The organism is Cupriavidus sp. C2SS-8b (assembly GCF_057073745.1).
Window position 1 is genome coordinate 1,549,304 of record NZ_CP172717.1, and the last position, 21,988, is coordinate 1,571,291.

The window sequence follows — 21,988 nt, forward strand, 5'->3', positions numbered from 1 at the left end:
GCGCCGGCGGCGCCGATCCATCTTGCCGGAGACACATCATGAACCGATATCTCGTGCTGGCAACCTTCACCGACCAGGGCATCCGTACCGTGAAGGAAACCACCAAGCGCGCCGCCGCGGTGCGCGAAATGGGGGCGCAATTCGGCGTGCAGGTAAAGGACATTTACTGGACGCTCGGCGCCTATGACATCGCACTGGTACTGGAAGCATCGGATGACGCGGCGATGACTGCCTTCGGCATGTCGATCGGCGCGCAGGGCAATGTGCGCACGCAAACGCTGCGCGCGTTCAATGCCGACGAAATGCAGGGCATTCTCGGCAAGGTGCGTTGATGGGTTGACGCCCTGATGCAGTGATAAAGCGGAAAGCGCCTGACGCACTTGCGTGTGCCAGGTGCTTTCCGCTTTCCGCTTTCCGGCCTCAATGCGATTGCCGCGCCTTCGACCGGGAAGGCTCGTCGTCGTAGAAGCCGGGCGGATAAATCGGGTAGCGCAGGGCCGCATACACGACAACGGCCGCGCCGATCACGGTACCGCCACGCAGACTCCTTGCAATGGCCGCACGGTGAATCCGCCGGCCCTGCCTGAAGTCTATGAACGATCGGCCCCCGACCCAACGACCGATTTCGATTTTGGATCCTCGGGCGGTGACGTGCGCTGCGCCAGCAGCTTCTGGATCACCGCTTCGGTTTCGGCATAGTTGCCTTCGCCATAGTGGTGGTAGACGATGCGGCCCTGCGCATCGATCAGGTAAGTGGCGGGCCAATACTGGTTGTGGAATGCCGACCATGTGGCATACGCGTTGTCCTGCGCGACCGGATAGCGGATGCCGAAGCGCTTGATGGCTTCCTGCACATTGGCCGTCGATTTCTCGAAGGCGAACTCCGGCGTGTGGACGCCGACCACGACCAGCCCCTGGTCCTTGTACTTCTCATGCCACTGCTTCACGTAAGGCAGCGTGTGGATGCAGTTGATGCACGAGTAGGTCCAGAAGTCGACCAGCACGACCTTGCCGCGCAGCTCTCGCATCGACAACGGTGGGGAATTCAGCCAGTGGTCGATGTCCGTGAACTCTGGTGCCTTGCCCCGGTCCGCGACGGCCGGACCTGCGGAGGCACTGAACCCGGTGCTGAAGACATAGATGGCAATGAGCAGGGCCGCTGCCATGGCGGCGCGAAGGGAGGTGCGCATGATTGGGCTGGGACGCGACGCCGGTCGCGCTCTCTGGTCGTTGGGGCAATGTGGTCGGCGCGTCCATCGCGCTGGCACACCTCCATTGAAGTCGACCGATGTATCGCGCGCTTATGGCGTAGCGGCCCGGTGCGTGTGTTCGCGTATCACCGCGCGCCGGTGATACAGGCGCATACAAAAAATTCTTCGCTGAACTGCAAGTTTCGCGGGCGTAGCCGATGGGGTTCTCGTTATGACGGGGTCGTCGTTCTTGGGAAGCCCCAGCATCTGCGGCGTTGATGTCCTCCGCCTGCCGGCTAGTGAGCCGCGCAGCAGCCGAAGGCGATGATGCGATAACGGTGGCAGTGTCGAGCCACGGACAGGTTCGGGGCTGGTTCAATCATTGTCGGAGAGCCTGCATGCGGATGCGCTCCACGCGGCAGGCAGCGGGGCACGCTCTGAAGCGGGTACCCGTACGAAATTCTTCGCACACTACGATCAATATTCGTCCGTTAGGACAAGCAAACGCGTTTTTTGGTTACTTTTTGTCGCTCGGACAAAAAGTGACTCGCAGGCTACGCCTGCGAAACAGCCGCGCCTGCCAAGATCGACAACCTCCCCCTACTAAGCCACCCCTTCACCCCAACCTAACCTCCGCCGCCAGCCCCCCGCCTTCCCGATTTCGCAGCCGCAGCGATCCACCGATCGCCACCGCGAGCTGCTGTGCAATAGCCAGCCCCAACCCCGTGCCCCCCGTCTCCCGGCTGCGTGAATTCTCCAGCCGGACAAACGGCTGCAATACCGCGTCCAGCTTGTCTTCCGGAATGCCGGCACCGCGATCCAGCACTTCGATGACCACGGCATCCTGGTCGCGGCGTACGTTCAGTTCGGCTGCGCCACCGAACTTAATCGCGTTGTCGATCAGGTTGGTCAGTATACGGCGCAGCGCCTGCGGGCGCGTTTCAATGGCACAGCCGATGCTCTGCTGCACCGTGACCGCCTTGCCGGTGTCCTGGTAGTCATAGACCAGGCTCTCGACAAACGACCCGAGGTCGATCCGCGAAGTCTTCTCGCCCCCACCGTGCGCGGAGCGCGCATAGGCAAGCCCTTCGCGCACCAGCGTCTGGATCTCCGCCAGGTCGCTCACCATCTTGCGCTTCTCCTCGGACTCCTCGGCCATCTCGGCGCGCAGCTTCATGCGCGTGATGGGCGTCTGCAGGTCATGGGAGATGGCGGCCAGTATCTGCACGCGTTCTTCCACGAACGTTGCGATGCGTTCCCGCATGGCATTGAACGCGCGCGCCGCGCGCGCCAGTTCAGTCGGGCCGCTCTCGTCGAGCGGCGCCGTCTTCGCGTTCGGGTCGAGCGCATCGGCGGCATCGGCCAACTGCACCAGCGGCCGTATCGACAGCCGCACCGCGAACCAGCAGCACAGCACCAGCAGCAAGAGCTGGATCACCAGCACATAAGGCAGCCACTCCGCGATCGGTGTCATGCGCGGATGCACGTCGATGGTCAGCGGGCTGCCGTCGCTGAGCGTCAGGTGCGCCTGCAACTGCTTGCCGTCGCCCGGAATGGATTCCACCTTGACCGAAAAGCGGCCGCCGCTAGCCTCCATGATGCGGTCGGCGATGTCCTGCCCCCGCTGGGACATCTCCGGGATGCCGGGCAAACCGGGCCCGAGGATGTATTGATAGTTGCCGCGATTCAGGCGGGGCAGCCATTGCGCCCGCTCGTTGGCCGGCAGCCGGTCCAGAATGGCAATGGACGTGGAGACGTCGGTTTCCAGCGTGCCCAGCATCACCTGCCGCGCAGAGATATAGCGTTCCGAAAACAGCACGGCGAACGACAGCCCGTGCGCAATCAGCAGCCCGGCGAACAGGATCAGGAACAGTCGCGCCCCCATCGTGCGGGGCCATGCCCAGCGGCGCGCGAGCAACGTCACTGGCGTGCCTCCCGGATCTCGACGGGTACGGCGAACACATAGCCCTCGTTGCGCACCGTCTTGATGTGCCTGGGTTCGCGCGCATCGTCATGGAGTCGCTGCCGCAGGCGGCTGACCAGCAGGTCGATCGAGCGCTCGAACATCTCGGCCTCGCGGCCCTGCGTCAGGTTCAGCAGCTGGTCGCGGTTCAACACGCGCTGCGGGTGGTCGACAAACACGCGCAGCAGCCGGTATTCCGCCCCGCTCAGCGCGACGATGGTGCCCTCCCGGTCGATCAAGTGGCGCGCGGTGGTATCGAGCTGCCAGTCGCCGAACGCGAGGATTTCCGCGGCCTCGGTGATCTGCAGGTTGGGCGGCAGCATGCGCGTGCGGCGCAGCACTGCCTTGATGCGCGCGAGCAGCTCGCGCGCCGCGAACGGCTTGGCCAGGTAGTCGTCGGCGCCCATCTCGAGGCCGACGATACGGTCCGTTTCGTCGTCGCGCGCGGTCAGCATCAGGATCGGCGTCGCCTTGTGCTTGCCGGCCCGCAGCTCCCGGCACAGCACCAGCCCGTCGTCGCCGGGCATCATCACGTCCAGGACGATCAGGTCGACGGTGTTGGCCTCCAGGAACGCCCGCATATGCCGACCATCCGGCGCGACCGTCGTGCGCAGGCCGTTCTTGGTCAGATAGGCGGAGACCAGTTCGCGGATCTCGCGGTCGTCATCGACGATCAGGATGTGGTCGACGTGTGCGTCCATCGTGGTGGCCTCGGCAAAAGTGGAAGGGATCGGGCAGCCTGCTTTGCCAGCATTGTATGAGGGTGGCCCGTCTTGCGTGTATCGCCATGTATCTGGCGGCTGCGGCCGCACAAAGCGGTACAAAACCGCGCCATGGCGACACATGGCGGCGACGCCGGCCCGGTCTGATAGGGACCAAGCCAATCCCGAGCGAAAGGACACCCGTCATGACCTTGCTGATCCTTGCCTACCTAGGTGGAGTCCTAACCATCCTGAGCCCCTGCATCCTGCCCGTCCTGCCCTTTGTCCTCAGCCGGGCCGGGCAGCCATTCCTGCGCAGCCGGCTGCCGTTGCTGGCGGGCATGGCGCTGACCTTTGCCGCGGTGGCCTCGCTGGCGTCGGCCGGTGGCGCGTGGGCCGTGCGCGCCAATGCCTATGGCCGGATCGGCGCGCTGGCGCTGCTGGCCGTGTTCGGGCTGTCGCTGCTGCTGCCCCGCGTGGCGGAGATCCTCGCGCGCCCCGTCGTGGCGCTCGGCAACCGGCTAGCCGGCGGCAGTGCGTCGGGGCCGGCCTCCGACTCGCCCTGGGGATCGCTGCTGCTCGGCATTGCCACCGGGCTGCTGTGGGCGCCTTGCGCCGGGCCGATCCTCGGCCTGGTGCTGACCGGAGCCGCGCTGCATGGCGCCAGTGTCTCGACGTCCCTGTCGCTCGCGGCCTATGCCGCTGGCGCGGCGACGTCGCTGGCAGCGGCGCTGGGCCTCGGCGGACGCGTCTTCGCGCTGATGAAGCGATCCCTGGGCGCGAGCCAGTGGCTGCGGCGGGGGTTAGGTGCCGGCGTGCTCGGCGGCGTGCTGGCGATCGGACTCGGCGCCGACACCGGCCTGCTGGCACAGTTGTCCGCCAGCGGCCCGGTGCGGCTCGAACAGGCGCTGGTCGATGCCCTGCACAAGGAGAGCCCCGCTCCGCAGGCCGCCAACGACACCGCCGGACCCGACCGAGGCAATGGCGTACTGCTCGCCGCCAATGACACGAACGCACGCTTCCCCGGCCCCCTGCGCGTCGAAGGCCAGTTGCCAACGCTCGACGGCGCCACGCAATGGCTCAATTCGCCGCCGCTGTCGCGCGAACAACTGCACGGCAAAGTCACGCTGGTCTACTTCTGGACTTATTCCTGCATCAACTGCATCCGCACGCTGCCCTACCTGCGCGCGTGGGCGGACAAGTACAAGGACCAGGGCCTGACGGTGGTCGGCGTGCATACGCCCGAGTTCGCGTTCGAGAAGTTGCCGGACAACGTGCGCCGCGCGGTGGCGGACTTCCGCATCGGCTTCCCCGTGGCCGTGGACAGCGATTACCGCATCTGGCGCGCGTTCCATAACCATTACTGGCCGGCCGCCTACTTTGTCGACGCGCGCGGCAATATCCGCCACCACCAGTTCGGCGAGGGCGACTACGCAACCTCGGAACGGGTCATCCAGACCCTGCTGGCCGAAGCCGGCAACCACGCCATGACTGGCGATGTCGTCAAGCCCGAAGCGGGCGGTGCACAGGCTGCGCCGGACCTGCGCAATGTCCGCTCCGACGAAACCTATATCGGCTACAGCCAGGCGGTGAATTTCGCCTCGCCGGGCGCGATGCGGCAAGACGCATCGCGGCAGTACACCGTGGGCAAGCTGCTCCTGAACGAGTGGGGCCTGTCCGGCCAATGGACGGTCGGCCCCGAGCAAGCCACGCTGGACCGGGCCGATGGCGCCATCCGCTACCGCTTCCACGCGCGCGACCTGCACCTGGTGCTGGGGCCAGCGGCCAATGGCCGGGCGGTCCGCTTCGTCGTGACGATCGACGGCAAGCCGCCCGGCACGAGCCATGGCGCCGATACCGATGCGGGCGGCAACGGCGCCGTCACGCAGACGCGGCTCTACCAGCTGGTGCGGCAGGCCGGCGCGGTGGGCGAGCATACGTTTGAAATCCGCTTCCTGGATCCCGGCGCACAGGCTTACGCGTTCACGTTCGGCTAGCCTCCCCTGCGCATTTCGCGGCGGATTCGCGCTTGTTTTCGGGCGGCGGGCGAAGGCAAAGCCTGCGTGAACCGCCCCATCAAATCGCTGCTTTGGGGCCAGCCAGTCTGGTCTGGCCACAAATGCGGCGAAATCGCACCCGCGTCCGAGTAAAATGCTGGATTTTTCGCTCTGGCGATATGCTCCAAGCACCACGGCGCGCAGGTTTCAGCGGTCCGACGCTGATCCGCCTGCTGGTTCGCCTGACAGGCAATGATGCCCCCGAATCCGGCCAGTCGCTCTCGGCCCAGCTCAGCCAATGGCTCGGCTGGACGGAGGCGATCGCACTGTCCGCGGCGCTGAACGGCAATCCGCCGGCCTCGGCGGGAACGCGCGCGGCCGAGGCCGAGGAAGCCCAGTGCGTCCGCGTGCGCACCGCGCTGGCCACGGCCATTGCCGATGACAAGGCGGCCGGCAACCGGCCACGCGGACGACCGCGCCAGGCTCTGCCAGAGCCGGCAGGCACCGTCATCGACTATGCAGCGTTCCGCCAGCGATACGTCACTTCGCAGCAGACCATGGAGACGGAAATCGCCAGCCTGCGCGGCCGCCTGCGCACGATGCTGGCGGCCCAGTCCCCCGGCATGGCACGGCTGGCGATGGTAGATGGCGTCATGGAACGCGTGCTGGGGGCGCGCGAACAGGCGCTGCTGGGATCCATTCCGGGCATGCTCGAAGCGCACTTCACGCGCCTGCGCAAGGCCGAGGAAGCCGCGCTGGCCGGCGCGCGGCCGACGGGCGCCCCGGCGCCCGTGACGCCCGGTGCCTGGCTTACCGTCTTCCAGAACGATATGCAGAGCGTGCTGCGCGCCGAGCTGGACATCCGTTACCAACCCGTCGAAGCCTTGCTGGCGGCGCTGCGTGACAGCTAAACCAACCACTATGACCAGAACCCTTATCCAAATCGTCGTTTTCCTGGCAGGCCTGGCCGTCGTGGGCTGGATTGGCGCCGGCTACGCGGGCACCAACGTGCTGGCGCTGGCCGTCACGCTGCTGATCGGCGGCTTCTACCTGGCCGGTGCGTTTGAACTGAAGCGTTACCACCAGGCCACGGGCACGCTGGCCCAGGCCGTTGCGGGACTGTCCGAAGCCCCCACCAGCCTTGGCGCATGGGTCGATCTGCTGCCTGCGAACCTGCGCAATGCCGTGCGTCTGCGCGTCGAAGGCGAGCGCGCCGCCCTGCCCGGCCCGGCCCTGACGCCGTACCTGGTCGGCCTGCTGGTTCTGCTCGGCATGTTCGGCACGTTCCTGGGCATGGTGGCGACGCTGCGCGGCACCGGCATCGCGCTGGAAGGCGCTTCGGACCTCGATGCCATCCGCGCCTCACTGGCCGCGCCGGTCAAGGGACTGGGCTTTGCGTTCGGCACGTCCGTGGCCGGTGTCGCCACCTCGGCGATGCTGGGCCTGCTTTCCACGTTGTGCCGGCGCGAGCGCATCGAGGCCGCGCAGGCGCTCGACGCCCGCATCGCGACCACGCTGCGCCCGTTCTCGCGCACCCATCAGCGCGAAGAGGCCTTCCGGCTGCTGCAGCGTCAGGCGGACGTGATGCCCACGCTGGTCGACGGGCTGCAGGCCATGATGACCACCATGGCGCAGCAGCACCAGGCCATGTCCGAACGGCTGGCCACCAGCCAGGCCGCCTTCCATGACCGCACCGACGCCGCGTACGGCCGGCTGGCCGATGCCGTGCAGCAATCGCTGACGCAGAGCATCGCCGACAGCGCACGCACCGCCAGCGCAGCCATCCAGCCTGCCGTCGAGTTCACCATGGCAGGCATCGCACGCGAAACGGCGGCCCTGCACACCACGGTCACGGACGCCGTGAAGCAACAGCTCGATGGCCTGTCGAGCCGCTTCGAGCACAGCACGGCGACCGTCGCGGATTTGTGGAAGCAGGCGCTGGCGGGACATCAGCGCACCAGCGAAGCGCAGGCCGGCGACCTGCGCGCCACGCTCGAAGGCTTCACGCGGACCTTCGATCAACGCTCGGCGGCCCTGCTGGAAAACGTGGCCGCCCGCCTGGACGCCACGGCGGCCAGCGCCGCCGGAACCTGGAACGATGCGCTGGCGCAGCAAGCGCGCGTCAGCGAGCAGATGGCCGGCGACAGCCAGCAAGCCATCGCCAGCGCGGCGGCAGCGTTCGAGCAGCACGCGGCCTCGATGGTGCAGACCCTGGCCGGCTCGCATGCCGAACTAAAGCAGGAACTGTCGGCACAGGATGCACAGCGGCTGCAGGCCTGGGCGCAAACGCTCGGTGCCATCGCCACCAACCTGCGCAGCGAAATGGAACAGGCTAGCGCGCACACCGCGAGCCGCCACCAGGAAATCGCCGACGCCCTGGCGCAGACCACGCGCGACATGTCGGCGGAAGTCCGCGCGCATGCCAGCAACACTGTCGCCGAGATCGAGCGCCTGGTGCAGGCCGCCGAACAGGCTCCCAAGGCCGCTGTGGCCCTGCAGGAAGAACTGGCGTCCCGCGATCAGCAGCGCCTGGCCGCATGGACGGAAGCCCTCGCCAACATGGCTTCGACGCTGCGCACGCAGATGGAACAAGCCAGCGCCAACGCCGCCGGCCACCAGCAGCAGATCACCGAAACGCTGGCGCAGACCGCGCGCGCTATGTCCGCCGAGGCGCGCACGCACGCCAGCAGCACCATCGCAGAGATCGACCGCCTTGTGCAGGCCGCCGAGTTGGCCCCGAAGGCTGCCGTCGCACTGCAGGAAGAACTGGCGTCTCGCGACCAGCAGCGCCTGGCCGCATGGACCGAGGCACTGGCTGGCATGGCCGCTACGCTGCGCGCGCAGATGGAGCAGGCCAGCGCAAACGCCGCCGGCCATCAGCAGCAGATCACCGAGACACTGGCGCAGACGGCACGCGCTATGTCCGCTGAAGCGCGCACGCACGCCAGCAGCACCATTGCCGAGATCGATCGTCTCGTGCAGGCGGCAGAGCTTGCCCCGAAGGCAGCCGTCGCGCTGCAGGAAGAACTGGCCACTCGCGATCAGCAGCGTCTGACTGCATGGACGGAAGCACTGGCCGGCATGGCCGCGACGCTGCGCACGCAGATGGAGCAGGCCAGCGCCAACGCCGCCGGACATCAGCAACAGATCACCGAAACGCTGGCGCAGACGGCACGCGCTATGTCCGATGAAGCCCGCACGCACGCCAGCAGCACCATCGCCGAAATCGACCGCCTCGTGCAGGCCGCCGAGTTGGCCCCGAAGGCTGCAGTCGCGCTCCAGGAAGAACTGGCTTCGCGCGACCGGCAGCGCCTTGCCGCATGGACCGAGGCACTAGCCGGCATGGCTGCAATGCTGCGCGCCCAGATCGAACAGGAGAGCGCGCAATCCGCTGGCCGCCAGCAAGCCATCACCGACGCACTGGCCCAGACGGCACGCGATATTTCGGCCGAAGCGCGCACGCACGCCAGCACCACCATCGCCGAGATCGATCGCCTCGTGCAGGCCGCCGAGCAGGCCCCGAAGGCCGCGGTCGCTTTGCAGGCCGAAATGGCCGCGCGCGACGAGCAGCGCATGACCGCGTGGACCGAGACGCTGGGCAGCATGGCTGCGTCGCTGCGACAGGAATGGGAGCAGACCACGACGCACACGACCAACCGCCAGCAGGAACTCTGCAATACGCTGGCCCAGACTACGCGCGACATCGCGGCCCAGACGCAGGCACAGGCCAGCCACACCATCGCCGAGGTCTCGCGCCTGGTGCAGGCCGCCACCGAAGCGCCCAAGGCCGCGGCCGAGGTGATCGCCGAACTGCGCCAGAAGCTCGCCGACAGCATGGCGCGCGACAACACGATGCTCGAAGAGCGCGGCCGCCTGCTGGAAACGCTGGGCACGCTGCTCGATGCGGTCAACCATGCTTCCACCGAACAGCGCGTGGCCGTCGACAGCCTCGTTGCCACCACGGCCGACCTGCTCGACCGTGTCGGCACGCGCTTCCACGACCAGGTCGAATCGGAAACCGGCAAGCTCGCCACCGTGGCCGCGCAAGTCACGGGCAGCGCCGTCGAAGTGGCCAGCCTTGGCGAGGCGCTGGGCGTGGCCGTGCAGATGTTCAGCGAGTCCAACGACAAGCTGATGGCGCACCTGGAACGCATCGAAACCGCGCTCGACAAATCCATGGCGCGCAGCGACGAGCAGCTGGCCTACTACGTGGCGCAGGCACGCGAGGTCGTCGACCTCAGCATGCGCTCGCAGAAGCAGGTGCTTGACGACCTGCAGCAGCTTGCCGGACAGCAGGCATCCAACGCAGAGGCGGCATGAGAGACGACGACATCGACGCAGGCGTCGAGCCGTCCGTACCGACCTGGGCCGTCTTTGGCGACCTGATGTCGGTGGTGCTGGGGGCGTTCGTGCTGATCCTGCTGGGCGTCATCGGCGCGCAAATGGAGCTCACGTCCAGGCTGGAGAAGGAAGCGAAGCAGCGCCAGGAAGAAATGCAGCGCCGCGAAAGCCTGGAAAAGGCGCTGGCGGCACCGCTGGCCGCCGGACGCGTGACGCTGGTGAACGGCCGCATCGGCATCAATGGCAGCGTGCTGTTCGCGCTCAACTCGGACCAGCTCCAGCCGCAGGGCCGTGACGTGCTGAAGAGCCTGGCCGGCCCGCTGTCGGCCTACCTGCGCTCGCGCGACGAGATCCTGATGGTGAGCGGCTTCACCGACGACCAGCAGGTGAGCGAACGCAACCGGCGGTTTGCCGACAACTGGGAACTTTCCGCGCAACGCGCCTTGACGGTGACGCGCGCGCTGATCGAAGCCGGCATCCCGGCCGCGTCCGTGTTCTCGGCTGCATTCGGCGCGGAGCAGCCGGTCACGTCGAACGCCGACGAGGCTGGCCGCGCCCGCAACCGGCGCGTGGAGATCGCCCCCGTTCCGCGCGTATCCATGGGCACGGGGAAGCCGCATGGCTAGCGGCGCCGTGCTCGACACGCTGGCCGCCTGGCGCGAGCGCGGCGCCGACCGCGTCGACCCGGTCCGGTTTCGCCTGATCGAAGCGATGGCACGGCGCGCGGCTGGCCACAGTGGCGACGCGCGCAGCCTGCTCGATGGCCGGCTGTCGGAGCTGGTCATCGCATACGGTGAGGCCGTCGAATGCGCCGCCTCACCGGACGCCGGCGATGCGCCTCCACCACGCCTGCCCACGCGCGGCGCGCTGGCGGAGGTAGTCGACTACATCGCGAGCCAGGCCACTCTGCCAGATGCTGCTCCAGCTCCTGGCGCAGCGCCGCGCAGCGCTCCGCGCGACGCATTGCGCGTCGAGCCGGAGCTGATCGATTACTTCCGGGATACCTGGACGCGCGTCAGCGCGAGCCAGCAGTTGCAGCAATCGCTGGAGCGGGTGCCCGAGCATGCGGGTCCGCTCAATTCCAGCCATCTCGTGCATCGCTCCCTGACGCTGATGCGCGAGATGTCACCCGCGTACTTCGAGCAGTTCCTGTCTTATGTCGATGCGCTGACGTGGCTGGAACAGATGCATGGCGGCGGCGCCGCGGCCGTCAAGGAAGCGCCGCGCGCCGGCGTGGTGAAGAAGGTCGTTCGCGGGAGGGGGAGGAAGTAGTCGCACCGGTCATCACCGGTGCCAGCCCCGAGCAGTTCACTCCAGCGTAATCCCCTCGCGCTGGATCACGGTCCCCCAGCTCGCATCCTCCTTCTCGATGCGCTTCGCGAACGTGGCCGGGTCGATCATCACCACCTCGCCCTGCTGCCCCAGCGCCGTCTTTGCCTTGCTGTCTTCAAGCAGGCCGTGCGTGATGGTATTGAGCTTCTGGACAATCTGCGGCGGCGTGCCAGCCGGCGCGAGCATGCCGATCCAGAACGTCACATTGAACGGCGCAATGCCAAGCTCCTCCAGCGTCGGCACATCCGGCAGTTGCGTCATGCGCTTGGACGAGCTGACGGCGAGCGGCTTGAGCTTGCCGACCTTGATCTGCGGCAGCGCGCTCCAGGTGTCGAACGCCGTCTCCAGTTCGCCGCTCATGACGGCCAACTCCGCCTGCGCCGCGGACTTGTACGGGATATGCGTGGTCTTGATCTTCGTGCGGTTGTTCAGCATCGCAAAGCTCAGGTGCGCGATGTTGCCGGGGCCCGCCGAGCCGTAGCTGATCTTGCCCGGATTCTGCGTGGCGAACTTCACCAGCTCCGGCACCGTGCCGACTGCGTTCTTCTGCGACCACTCCGGGTTCGTGACGAGGATGAACGGCGCCTCCAGCACCAGCGTGACCGGCGTGAAGTCCTTCGGCTTGTAGTTGCTCTTCTTGTAGACCTGGTGGTTGATAGTGATGCTGCTGGAATTGGTGACCAGCAGCGTGTAGCCGTCCGGCGCCGCGCGGGCAGCCTCGCCCACGCCGATCAGCCCGTTCGCGCCGGCCTTATTGTCGACGATCACCGGCTGGCCGAGCGACTTGCTCAGGTGCTCGGACAGCACGCGCGCCACCGTGTCGGTGAACGACCCCGCCGGGAACGGCACGATCATCCGGATGGGCTTGTTCGGCCAGTTCGCACTCTGGGCAGCGGCCGGCCCTGCGATCGTGCAAGTCAACGCGACCAGCGCGGCAGCGGCCAGTCTGAAGCGGCCTGTTGCCCGGCGGCAGCGCGTAGAAAAATCGAGTTCTTGCATGCTTGTCTCCTGTTCTTCCTGGGTGTTCCTGAATGCCTTGTTGACCTACGCGGCCTTGCCTGATGACTTCGGCTGCGCCGTCTTGCCCGTGATGCCCATGCGTTCGAGTTCCGCGATCCGCGCCGCGCTCAGCCCCAGCACGCGCGTGAGCACCTCTTCGGTGTGTTCGCCGAGCGTCGGCGACGCGCTGCGGATCGGCATGGCCTCGTTTGCGGTGCGGAACCACGGCGTGCTGGCGGTGTACGTGCCGCTGCAGGCACGTTCCATGTCACGCCAGAAGCCCCGTGCGCGAAGGTGGGGGTCCTGCAGCACCTGCGACATGGGGCGAACCACGCCAGCGGCAACCCCGCCCTGCTGCAGCACGCGCATGGCGTCCTCCGGATCGCGGCCCGCGCTCCACGATGTGATGGCGGCGTCGATCCTGTCCTGCTGCGCACGGCGCCCCGCCGCGTGGGCAAGCTGCGCTTCCGCACCCAGATCGCCCCTGCCGATGGCGCGGCACAGGCCGTGCCATTCCGCATCAGTGACGGTCAGCACGATCCACGCATCGTCGCCCGCGCAGCGGAAGCAGCCGTGCGGCACATTCAACGGATGGCGGTTGCCCTGGCGCGGCGAAACTGCGCCGCTGACCGATTGCTCGATGATGAACGGCGCGGCCATCGGCAACATGGCCTCGACCTGCGACAGGTTGAGATGCCGGCCCTTGCCGGTCGACTGCTGCGCAAACAGCGCGAGCAGCATCGCGGCGCCGGCGTTCAGTCCGCCGATCGGATCGCCGTAGGCGTAGGACGTCATGGCCGGCGGCCCGTCCGGATGCCCGGTGTGGAGCGGCAGCCCGCTGGCCTGTTCCAGCGTGCCGCCATACGCCCGCGTGTTGCTCCACGCATTGCCAAGCCCGAAGGCCGGCATCGACACCATGACCAGGCGCTCGTTGACGGCGCGCAGCGCCTCGTAGTCGAGGCCGAGCTTCGGCAGGACTTCGGCCGAGTAGTTCTCGATGACCGCATCGGCGCCCGCCACCAGGTCGAGCAGCAATTGCTTGCCCTCGGGCCGCGTCAGGTCCAGCGTAATGCCGAGCTTGTTGCGGTTCATCAGGTTGAAGTTGGTGTTCTTCTCGTACAGCCGATCCCGATAGAACTCCTCGGTGAAGTTGGCGCCGCGCCACCAGTCGGGATAGCCGGTGCTCTCGACCTTGATGATCTCCGCGCCGAAGTCGGCCAGCGTCCGGGACGCAAGCGGCCCCGCCCAGCCCATCGTCAGGTCGACCACGCGCAGCCCCTTCAGCGGCAGTTCCGAAGACGACGTTCTCCTGAGTGTGCGGTGCGGCTGATGATCCAGCCCGGCAGCCCGATAGAAGCCATCGTGAGCACCCTTCATTGGCGCAGGACCGCCATGCAACGGTCCCGCTGCGTCGAGACGCAGCGGCACGACCGGGCCTTCAAACGTAACGCCCGCGGCTTCGACCGGCACGAACGCATGGCGCTGACGATGGACGTCCTGGCGCAGCAATTCCTCCATGGTCGGCACGATGACCGTCGGATGCTTCTTGTCACCGAGGATCTCGAACCACTCGCTCGCCGTGCGTGTCCGGAACGCGGGAATCAGCAGATCGTCGATCTCGTCCGCCCGCGCCATGCGTTCCTGCCCGTTTGCGAAGCGCGGATCGTCGCCTAGTTCGGGGCGCCCGATCGCGTCGCACAGCGCCTTCCACTGCGGCAGCGTATGCGTGAAGATGCCGATCCAGCCCTTCGCGGTCTCGAAGATGCCCGCCGGATGCGTACCGCAGAAGCGGTTGACGCCAAGGCGACGCAGCGGGTGGCGCTTGTCGGGCACCATGCCGGCTTCCATCTCGACCACGCTGAAGGCGCATTCGTGTTCACTGAGCACGTATCGGCGGCTGCCCTGCGCGTTGCCAATAAGACCGGCGACTGCCGCCGAAAACGCGCTCAGGCCGACCACGATCGCGGTCTGCACGTCGTGCGGCATATGGGGCGGACCGTCTGACGGACCACTGCCGTGCACCGCGCCGGCAAGGCCCCGGCACACGGCTTCCGCGCCCGCGTACCCGCTGTAGGGGCCGCTCTCCCCGAACCAGGTGAGGACGACCTCGATCGGCTCATGGCCGCCGGCCGCACCTGACCAGACCGGCGTGGCAACGATGCCCGGCCCTTCCTCCAGGGCGCGCGCGTCGAGCACCACGTCGCAAGTGCGCGCAAGCTGTGCCAGCCACGCGTTGTCATCGACATCTGCCGCATTGGCGGTGACGCTGCGCTTGTTCGTATTCAGCCATGCGAACAGCGCGCTTTCCGGCTGGGCGGCGCCGGGCACGCTGACCAGCGGCGGCATCTGCCGCCATGCGTCGCCCGCCGGGCTTTCGACCTTGATGACTTCAGCGCCGAAGTCGGAGAACAGCTTGCCCGCGTACGCCAGCGCCGGACCGGTGCCGATTTCGAGTACGCGCAGCCCGCCCAGCGCGAGCTGCGCCGGGTCAGGTCCTTTCATGATCATGGAAACTCCCTGGCTGTGATGGACGGAAACCGTGATGCCGCTGCCATCGCGCTTACCACGCGTCGACGAACCCGCGGCGTTCGCGGCGGCTGCGCACCTCGGCCGACGCAATGCCCTGCGCGATCCACTTGCGCGTCTGGGCCGGGTCGATCACGGCATCGATCTCCACCGCCGCAGCCGTGTTGATCGCGTGGCCGCGCTCGTACGACTGCGCGACCAGCTGCTCGAACAGCGCCTTGCGTTCGGGGCCGTCCGGCACCGCCTCCAGCTCCTTCTTGAAGCCAAGCCGGACGGCACCTTCCAGACCCATCGGGCCGAACTCGCCAGTGGGCCACGACACGGTGAAGTTCGCCGAGCGGAAGCCACCGCCGGCCATGGCCATCGCGCCCAGGCCATAGCCCTTGCGCAGGGTCACCGCCAGCAGCGCGACGCGCAGCTTGGCAGCCGTCAGGAACATGCGCGATACATGGCGCACCTGCGCACGCGCCTCGCACTCGGGGCCGACCATGAATCCCGGGGTGTCGACCAGCGAGATGATCGGCAGCCCATGCGCATCGCACAGCTGCATGAAGCGCGACGCCTTGTCGGCAGCATCGGCGTCGATAGCACCGCCAAGGTGATAGGGGTTGTTGGCCATGATGCCCACAGGCCGCCCTTCCACGCGCGCCAGCGCCGTGTGGATGCCGGCGCCGAAGCCGCCGCGCAGCATCAGCACACTGCCCGCATCGGCAATGCCCTCGATGGCCTTGCGCGTGTCGTACACGCGCAGGCGGTTCTCGGGCACGACATGGCGCAGCGCCAGCGGGTCCGGCGCGCTCCAGTGTTCGATGCGCCCCTGGAACATCGACAGGTAGTGCCTGGCGACCTGCACGGCTTCGGCCTCGTTCTCGACCAGCACGTCGATCACGCCATTGGCGAATTGCACGGACGCGGGGCCAACCTCCTCGGGGCGGAAGATGCCGAGACCACCGCCTTCGATCATCGCAGGCCCCGCCATGCCGATGTTCGCGGACTTGTCGGCAATGATCACATCGCAGCAGCCGAGGAACGCGGCATTGCCCGCGAAGCAGCGGCCAGACACGATGCCGACCACCGGCACCTCGCCGCTCAGCTCCGCGAACGCGGAGAACGACGGCTGGTAGAGGCCGGACACCGAGGGGAAATCCACGTCGCCAGGCCGGCCGCCACCGCCTTCGGCAAACAGCACGAGCGGCAGTTCATCGCGCAGCGCGACCTCGACGATGCGGTCGGTCTTGATGTGATTGCGCTTGCCCTGCGTGCCGGCGAGCACCGTTGCGTCGTAGGCCATCACTGCGCTGCGCGCGCGGTCCGTGCCGACGAGGCTGCCGTTGATATTGCCAATGCCGGTGATCAGGCCGTCAGCGGGCGTGTTGGCGATCAGGTCTTCTCTGGTGCGGCGCGACGATTGCGCCGCCAGCGCCAGCGCGCCGTATTCCACGAAGGAATCCGCATCGCACAGGTCGGCCACGTTCTCGCGGGCGGTGCGCTGGCCGCGCGAGCGGCGACGGGCCACAGCGTCGGGCCGCGCCGCGTCTTCGAGGATGGCATGCCGGTCCAGCACGCGCTGCAGGTCCGCGCGGATCGCGTGCGGATCGACCTTCTGCGCCGCTACAACGGAGACGCCATCGGCTTCAACCTGTTCCAGCACGATCAGGATCTGGGCTTCCGACGCGAGCGCGCCGTTCTCCAGCCGCAGGTCGACCACGCGTCCGCCGCACTCGGCCGCAATCGCGTGCTCCATCTTCATGGCATCGAGCACGGCCACGGTCTGGCCGGGCTTGACGATCTCATCGATTGCGACGGAGATCTCCACCACGCGGCCGGTCAACGGCGCGCGGATCGCGACCAGCCCATCTTCCAGTTCTTCCTCGGGCTCCGATGCTCGGGGCGTGTGCGACGATGGGCGCGCTGCGCCGCCAAGCATCGCCTCCTGCGCACGCCCGGCGTCCGCGATGGCCGCGGCCGATGCCGCCAGTTCCGGCAAGATCGCTTCGAAGTGCCGCGTATGCACGTCTTGCGCGAGGAAGTCATCGCGCTGCACCAGTGCGCGCAACAGGTCGATATTGGTCGGCACGCCGACAATGCGGAACTCTGCCAGGCTGCGCTGCAGGCGTCGTACTGCGGCATCGAACTTCGGGGCCGCGCTGGTCACGATCAGCTTGGCTAGCAGGGTATCAAAGTTGGGCGACGGCTCGTAGCCGGTGTAGCCATGCGAATCGACACGCACGTCGGGACCGGAAGGCGGGTCGAAGCGTTCCAGCCGGCCATACGCTGGCCGCGCCAGGCCCTGTGCATCGGTGATTTCCGCGTTGACGCGGACCTGGATGGCATAGCCCTTCGGCTGCGGCGGCGCGGCGGCATCCAGGCCCAGTTCGCCGAGCGTGCGCCCCGCAGCCAGCCCGATCTGCAGCGCTACGAGATCCACGCCCGTGACCTGCTCTGTGATCGTATGCTCGACTTGCAGGCGCGGATTGGCCTCGATGAAGACAAAGTCCTTCTGCTCGCCCGATGCGGTTTCCTCGACCAGGAACTCGAAGGTGCCCAGGCTGCGGTAGTTCACGCGGCGTGCGAGCCGCAGCGCAGCCTTGATGATGGCCTCGCGCAATTGCGGCCGCAGGACAGGGCTTGGCGCGATCTCCACGAGCTTCTGGAAGCGTCGTTGCAAGGTGCAGTCGCGCTCGCCCAGCGCGATGACATGGGCACCGTCGCCGGCAATCTGCACTTCGATATGGCGCGCGCGGCTGACCAGCCGCTCGGCATAGAGCGCATCGACACCGAACGCGGAGGCCGCCTCGGACCGGCAGCGTGCATAGGCTTCGGCCAGGTCCTCGCGCCGCCGCACCACGCGCATGCCGCGGCCACCGCCGCCGCCTACCGCCTTGATGACCACGCCGGCGTCGCCCTGCGCGTCGAAGAAGCTGGTGATCTCTTCAAGCGATGCACTGCCGCGCGTCGCGGGCATTACGGGGACATCGCTGTCCATCGCCAGTTCAAGCGCCCGGCCCTTGTCGCCGAATAGGGCAAGCTGCTCGATGGTCGGCCCGACAAAGGTGATGCCGGCGTCGATGCATGCCTGCGCGAAGTCCGCTCGCTCGCTGAGAAAGCCGTAGCCCGGATGAATCGCGTCGCTACCGGAAGCCTTCGCCGCGGCGATGATGCCCGCAATGTCGATGTACGCGGCCGGCCCCGAGCCGTCGAGGGCAATCGCCTCGTCGGCCAGCATGCGGTGCCGCGCGCTGGCATCGTCCTGTGAATACACCGCGACGGTGGCGATCTCCAGGTCACGTGCGGCGCGCAGGACGCGCAGGGCAATCTCGCCCCGGTTGGCGATCAGCAGCTTCTTCAATTCGGTCTCCTTGTTCAGATGGGGTCTGGCTTCTGCGGCCAGTCCAACGGTGTTTAATCTTGTTCAGGGCCGGATGCCGAACCGGCTGATGCCGGCTTCGCGCAGCGGCGCGGCCAGATTGGCGAATTCGCACAGCAGCGTACGGGTCTCGCGGGGGTCGATGATGTCCTCGATAACGAAGGCCTCCGCGCTGCGGAACGGCGAGGTCAGGCTGCGCACCCGCTGCTCGATCTCGGCGCGCTTCTGCACCGGGTCGTCGGCGCCTTCGATCTCGGCCTTGTAGGCGACTTCAAGGCCGCCTTCGATCGGCATCGCGCCCCAGTTGGCCGAAGGCCAGGCGTAGCGGCAATTGAACCGCCCCATATGCTGGTGCGCGGCGGCGGACATGCCGTAGGCCCTGCGCAAAATCACCGAGCACCACGGCACGGTCGCCTGGTACACCGCGGCCAGCGCGCGCACGCCATGGCGTATGGTCCCGGCCTGCTCCGCTTCCAGGCCGATCTGGAAGCCGGCGGTATCGACCAGGTTGACCACGGGCAGATGAAAAGCCTGCGCCAGGTCGACGAAGCGCGTGAATTTCTCGGCGGTGGCGCTGTCCCAGCCGCCGCCATGGAAGTACGGGTCGCTGGCGATCACCGCCACGGGCCAGCCGTCCAGCCGCGCAAGACCGGTCACGATGGCGCAGCCCCACTGCCGGCCGGTCTCGAAAAAGGAGCCATCGTCCACCAGCGCCTGCACGATCGGGCGGATCTTGTAGACCGCACGGCCATCGCGCGGGATGGCCGCAAGCAGCCACTCGACGCGGCGCGCGGGATCATCGGTGGGTGGGGTGCGGGGCGGCAGTTCATGCACCGATGCGGGCAGATAGGACAGGAAGCGGCGTGCTTGTGCGAAGGCCTCCTGCTCGGTGGCGACTTCGTCGTCCACCACGCCGTTGCGCGTGTGGATATGACTGCCACCCAGTTCGCTCTTGGTGAGTTGCTGGCCGATGCGCGCCACCACGGGCGGGCCTTCCGTGAAGACCTGCGAGGTCTCCCTGACCATCACGGAGTAGTGGCTCGCTGCGACGCGCGCCGCGCCCATGCCCGCGACCGATCCAAGCGCCAGCGACACCACCGGCACTACGGACATGTTTTCCACGACGTGCTGCCACACCTTCATGGTAGGGATCAGCGTATGGCCCTTGATCTCGATATTGCGCACCGAGCCGCCGCCACCGGTACCGTCCACCAGCCGGATCATCGGCAGGCGCAGGTCATGCGCCATCTTCTCGGCGTGGATCAGCTTGTCGCCGACCGCGCCGTCATTGGCGCCGCCGCGCACGGTGAAGTCGTCGCCGACCAGCACGACCGGCCGTCCGCCGACCTGCGCGCGGCCCATCACCAGGTTCGACGGCACCAGGTCCACCAGCCGGCCGTTGCTGTCATAGCGGCCGCTGCCGCTGAGGCCGCCGACTTCGCGGAACGATCCTTCATCGGCGATGCCCGCGATGCGCTCGCGCACGGTCAACTTGCCGGCCTCGCGGTGGCGCGTCACTTTGTCTTCGCCGCCCATGCGCTCGGCAAGGCGCCGCCGGTAGGCCAGTTCGTCGATTTCGGGTTGCCAGGTCACGGCGTGTCTCCGGATGTCGTCGGATGATGTGTCGGATTCATACCGCACAAGCCGTGCCATGTTGAAGACACTCCGATCCCCTTTGATTTCATGGAGGATTTTTTTCTCACAGTCTATGATGTCCGCCATAACGACAGAGCGTGTCCGCATACAGGACACCAACGGAGACCTGATGTGTCCTCAATGGCAACACAAACGACCGGTGCAGCCGCCCCGCTCGGCGTCGTGGTTCGCCGATCAGATGGCGAACGCATCGCCGCGGTCGGGGTCTGTGCCGACTCCGCCACGGCCAATGCCGCCGAAGCCGCCTGTGACCAGGCTTCCGACCGCGCTCATGGCCGCCGCCTGTTTCCGGTCGATGCCGGCGAACACCGCTACATCGGCCTGTGCCTGGAGGACGGTGCCCACCAGTTGATCCTGCTGCACCGCGCTGACACGCACGCGGTGCTGTTCGACTTCCTTGGCACGGTGCCTTTCGCCAGCGCGATCCTCGACCACTTCCTGACCGACCCGTACCAGGCCATCACCGTGGCCGACCGGGACGGCCTCGTGCGCTTCATCAGTCCCGTACACGAGAAGTTCCTGGGTCTGGACGCCGGTGAAGGCATCGGGCACCCCGCTGCGAAGGTCATCCCGAATTCGCGGCTGCCGCAGGTGGTGGCGAGTGGCAAGGCGGAGATCGGGCAACTGCAGCAGATGAACGGCGTCACGCGCGTGGTCAACCGCATTCCGATCCGGCAGGACGGCGAGGTGGTCGGGGCCATCGGCCAGGTCCTGTTCAAGGGGCCGGAGGCCATGGTCCGCATGCACGACGAGTTGTCGGAACTGCGCTCGCAGGTCGCACGCTATCAGCGCGAACTCGATGGCCTGCGCGACACCCAGCCAGCGCTGGGCCTGATCGGCGAAAGCGCGCCGATGCAGCGCCTGCGCCGCGAAATCCAGACCGTGGCACGGCTCGACGTGCCGGTGCTGATCCTCGGCGAAAGCGGCACGGGCAAGGAGTTGGTAGCAAACGCCATTCATGGTGCGGGACGCGAACCGGTGAGCGAACGTCCGCTCGTCAGCCTCAACCTGGCGGCGCTGCCCGCCACGCTGATCGAATCCGAACTGTTCGGCCACGCGGCCGGCGCCTTCACCGGAAGCCATCGCCAGGGACAGGCTGGCAAGCTCGAACTCGCGGCCGGCGGCACTGTTTTCCTCGATGAGGTCGGTGACATCCCGATGGAGATGCAGGTCAAGCTGCTGCGCGTGCTGGAAGACCATATGGTCGAGCGGCTCGGCAGCCGCCGTGCGCAGCGGGTCGATTTCCGGCTGATCTCGGCCACCAACCGCGATGTGCCGGCGCTGATCGATGCGGGGCGATTCCGGCTCGATCTTTACTACCGGCTCAGCGGCGTGGTGCTGCGCATTCCAGCGCTACGCCAGCGGCGCGAAGACATTCCCGCGTTGCTGCAGCATTTCGTGAGCGCATTCTGCTCGCGCAATGGCGTGCCTTTGCCGAAGATCGATCTCGATGTGGCGCGGCATCTGGCGGGCCAGCCATGGCCCGGCAACGTGCGCCAGTTGCGCCAGCGCATCGAGGAAGCGCTGGTGTTCTGCGACGGCCGCACGCTGCGCGTCGTGGACTTTGCGCGCGGCGAAGCGGCGCGCGGGCTGGTGGGTGCGGAGAGTGAAGCGGCGGTGCATCCGCTGGCGCGCGCGTATTCGCATGAAGACGCTGACACGGGTAGCGTGCCGACCTCAACGGCGACGTTGCCGGTGAACGAGACGGCTGGAGGAATGAGCGAACTTGCCTATGCGGCTGTGGTGGACGCGATTGCGCGCCATGGCGGCAACAAGAAGCGTGCGGCCGAGCAACTGCGGATCTCGCGCTCGCATCTGTACAAGATCCTGGAGCGCGGGCCGGGGCGGTGAATGGGTTTCTCCCCTCTCCCGCAAGCGGGAGAGGGGAGCTAACATGCGGGTATTTTGAGGGCGTT

14 protein-coding genes are annotated in these 21,988 nt (G+C 67.3%); 7 read left to right on the top strand and 7 right to left on the bottom strand.

Annotation, left to right across the window (positions count from 1 at the left end; all coding sequences use genetic code 11):
- The first annotated feature begins 38 nt into the window (after positions 1-38).
- Complete coding sequence (locus ACIGJB_RS24085) at positions 39-332, top strand: GYD domain-containing protein (RefSeq protein ID WP_483732500.1); 294 nt, start codon at positions 39-41, stop codon at positions 330-332.
- 258 nt (positions 333-590) lie between these two features.
- Here ACIGJB_RS24085 and ACIGJB_RS24090 read toward each other — a convergent pair whose 3' ends face one another.
- From ACIGJB_RS24090 to ACIGJB_RS24100, 3 genes are all read right to left on the bottom strand, one after another.
- A complete protein-coding gene (locus ACIGJB_RS24090; RefSeq protein WP_483732501.1) occupies positions 591-1,190 on the bottom strand; it encodes a thioredoxin family protein in 600 nt (199 codons plus the stop codon).
- A gap of 616 nt (positions 1,191-1,806) precedes the next feature.
- On the bottom strand, positions 1,807-3,075 hold the full coding sequence (locus ACIGJB_RS24095; protein WP_483734650.1) for an ATP-binding protein: 1,269 nt from the start codon (positions 3,073-3,075) through the stop codon (positions 1,807-1,809).
- 35 nt (positions 3,076-3,110) lie between these two features.
- The gene (locus ACIGJB_RS24100) at positions 3,111-3,854 is read right to left on the bottom strand and encodes a response regulator (RefSeq protein WP_483732502.1); all 744 of its coding nucleotides are present in this window, start codon (positions 3,852-3,854) and stop codon (positions 3,111-3,113) included.
- Between the two features lie 206 nt (positions 3,855-4,060).
- Here ACIGJB_RS24100 and ACIGJB_RS24105 point away from each other — a divergent pair, with 206 nt between their 5' ends.
- The 5 genes from ACIGJB_RS24105 (at position 4,061) to ACIGJB_RS24125 (ending at position 11,464) form a co-directional block, all read left to right on the top strand.
- Positions 4,061-5,851, top strand: a complete 1,791-nt coding sequence (locus tag ACIGJB_RS24105; RefSeq protein ID WP_483732503.1) for a cytochrome c biogenesis protein DipZ — start codon at positions 4,061-4,063, stop codon at positions 5,849-5,851.
- Positions 5,852-6,030: 179 nt separating this feature from the next.
- Positions 6,031-6,762, top strand: a complete 732-nt coding sequence (locus ACIGJB_RS24110; RefSeq protein ID WP_483732504.1) for a DUF3348 domain-containing protein — start codon at positions 6,031-6,033, stop codon at positions 6,760-6,762.
- 10 nt (positions 6,763-6,772) lie between these two features.
- Positions 6,773-10,171 carry a DUF802 domain-containing protein gene (locus ACIGJB_RS24115; RefSeq protein ID WP_483732505.1) on the top strand — a complete coding sequence of 1,133 codons (3,399 nt, stop codon included), beginning with the start codon at positions 6,773-6,775 and terminating at the stop codon, positions 10,169-10,171.
- Positions 10,168-10,818 (top strand): OmpA family protein, encoded by a 651-nt coding sequence (locus tag ACIGJB_RS24120; protein WP_483732506.1) that lies wholly within the window; start codon positions 10,168-10,170, stop codon positions 10,816-10,818. Before ACIGJB_RS24115 ends, ACIGJB_RS24120 begins: the two co-directional genes overlap by 4 nt.
- A complete protein-coding gene (locus ACIGJB_RS24125) occupies positions 10,811-11,464 on the top strand; it encodes a DUF2894 domain-containing protein (protein ID WP_483732507.1) in 654 nt (217 codons plus the stop codon). Before ACIGJB_RS24120 ends, ACIGJB_RS24125 begins: the two co-directional genes overlap by 8 nt.
- A gap of 36 nt (positions 11,465-11,500) precedes the next feature.
- On the opposite strand, the gene ACIGJB_RS24130 is transcribed toward ACIGJB_RS24125, so the two are convergent.
- The 4 genes from ACIGJB_RS24130 to ACIGJB_RS24145 form a co-directional block, all read right to left on the bottom strand.
- Positions 11,501-12,523 carry a Bug family tripartite tricarboxylate transporter substrate binding protein gene (locus ACIGJB_RS24130; protein WP_483732508.1) on the bottom strand — a complete coding sequence of 341 codons (1,023 nt, stop codon included), beginning with the start codon at positions 12,521-12,523 and terminating at the stop codon, positions 11,501-11,503.
- A gap of 45 nt (positions 12,524-12,568) precedes the next feature.
- On the bottom strand, positions 12,569-15,031 hold the full coding sequence (locus ACIGJB_RS24135; protein ID WP_483732509.1) for a CaiB/BaiF CoA-transferase family protein: 2,463 nt from the start codon (positions 15,029-15,031) through the stop codon (positions 12,569-12,571).
- Between the two features lie 52 nt (positions 15,032-15,083).
- A complete protein-coding gene (locus ACIGJB_RS24140) occupies positions 15,084-18,398 on the bottom strand; it encodes an acetyl-CoA carboxylase family protein (protein ID WP_483732510.1) in 3,315 nt (1,104 codons plus the stop codon).
- Between the two features lie 63 nt (positions 18,399-18,461).
- Complete coding sequence (locus ACIGJB_RS24145) at positions 18,462-20,009, bottom strand: acyl-CoA carboxylase subunit beta (protein WP_483732511.1); 1,548 nt, start codon at positions 20,007-20,009, stop codon at positions 18,462-18,464.
- A 183-nt stretch (positions 20,010-20,192) separates the two neighbouring features.
- On the opposite strand from ACIGJB_RS24145, the gene ACIGJB_RS24150 reads away from it, so the two are divergent.
- Positions 20,193-21,923 carry a sigma-54 interaction domain-containing protein gene (locus tag ACIGJB_RS24150; protein WP_483732512.1) on the top strand — a complete coding sequence of 577 codons (1,731 nt, stop codon included), beginning with the start codon at positions 20,193-20,195 and terminating at the stop codon, positions 21,921-21,923.
- The last annotated feature ends 65 nt before the right edge of the window (positions 21,924-21,988 follow it).

Coding starts and splice junctions, on each gene's coding strand:
- ACIGJB_RS24095 (WP_483734650.1), bottom strand. CDS start 3,075: ATGGGGGCGCGACTGTTCCTGATCCTGTTCGCCGGGCTGCTGATTGCG.
- ACIGJB_RS24100 (WP_483732502.1), bottom strand. CDS start 3,854: ATGGACGCACACGTCGACCACATCCTGATCGTCGATGACGACCGCGAG.
- ACIGJB_RS24105 (WP_483732503.1), top strand. CDS start 4,061: ATGACCTTGCTGATCCTTGCCTACCTAGGTGGAGTCCTAACCATCCTG.
- ACIGJB_RS24130 (WP_483732508.1), bottom strand. CDS start 12,523: ATGCAAGAACTCGATTTTTCTACGCGCTGCCGCCGGGCAACAGGCCGC.
- ACIGJB_RS24150 (WP_483732512.1), top strand. CDS start 20,193: ATGGCAACACAAACGACCGGTGCAGCCGCCCCGCTCGGCGTCGTGGTT.
- ACIGJB_RS24135 (WP_483732509.1), bottom strand. CDS start 15,031: ATGATCATGAAAGGACCTGACCCGGCGCAGCTCGCGCTGGGCGGGCTG.
- ACIGJB_RS24120 (WP_483732506.1), top strand. CDS start 10,168: ATGAGAGACGACGACATCGACGCAGGCGTCGAGCCGTCCGTACCGACC.
- ACIGJB_RS24085 (WP_483732500.1), top strand. CDS start 39: ATGAACCGATATCTCGTGCTGGCAACCTTCACCGACCAGGGCATCCGT.
- ACIGJB_RS24125 (WP_483732507.1), top strand. CDS start 10,811: ATGGCTAGCGGCGCCGTGCTCGACACGCTGGCCGCCTGGCGCGAGCGC.
- ACIGJB_RS24115 (WP_483732505.1), top strand. CDS start 6,773: ATGACCAGAACCCTTATCCAAATCGTCGTTTTCCTGGCAGGCCTGGCC.
- ACIGJB_RS24090 (WP_483732501.1), bottom strand. CDS start 1,190: ATGCGCACCTCCCTTCGCGCCGCCATGGCAGCGGCCCTGCTCATTGCC.
- ACIGJB_RS24110 (WP_483732504.1), top strand. CDS start 6,031: ATGCTCCAAGCACCACGGCGCGCAGGTTTCAGCGGTCCGACGCTGATC.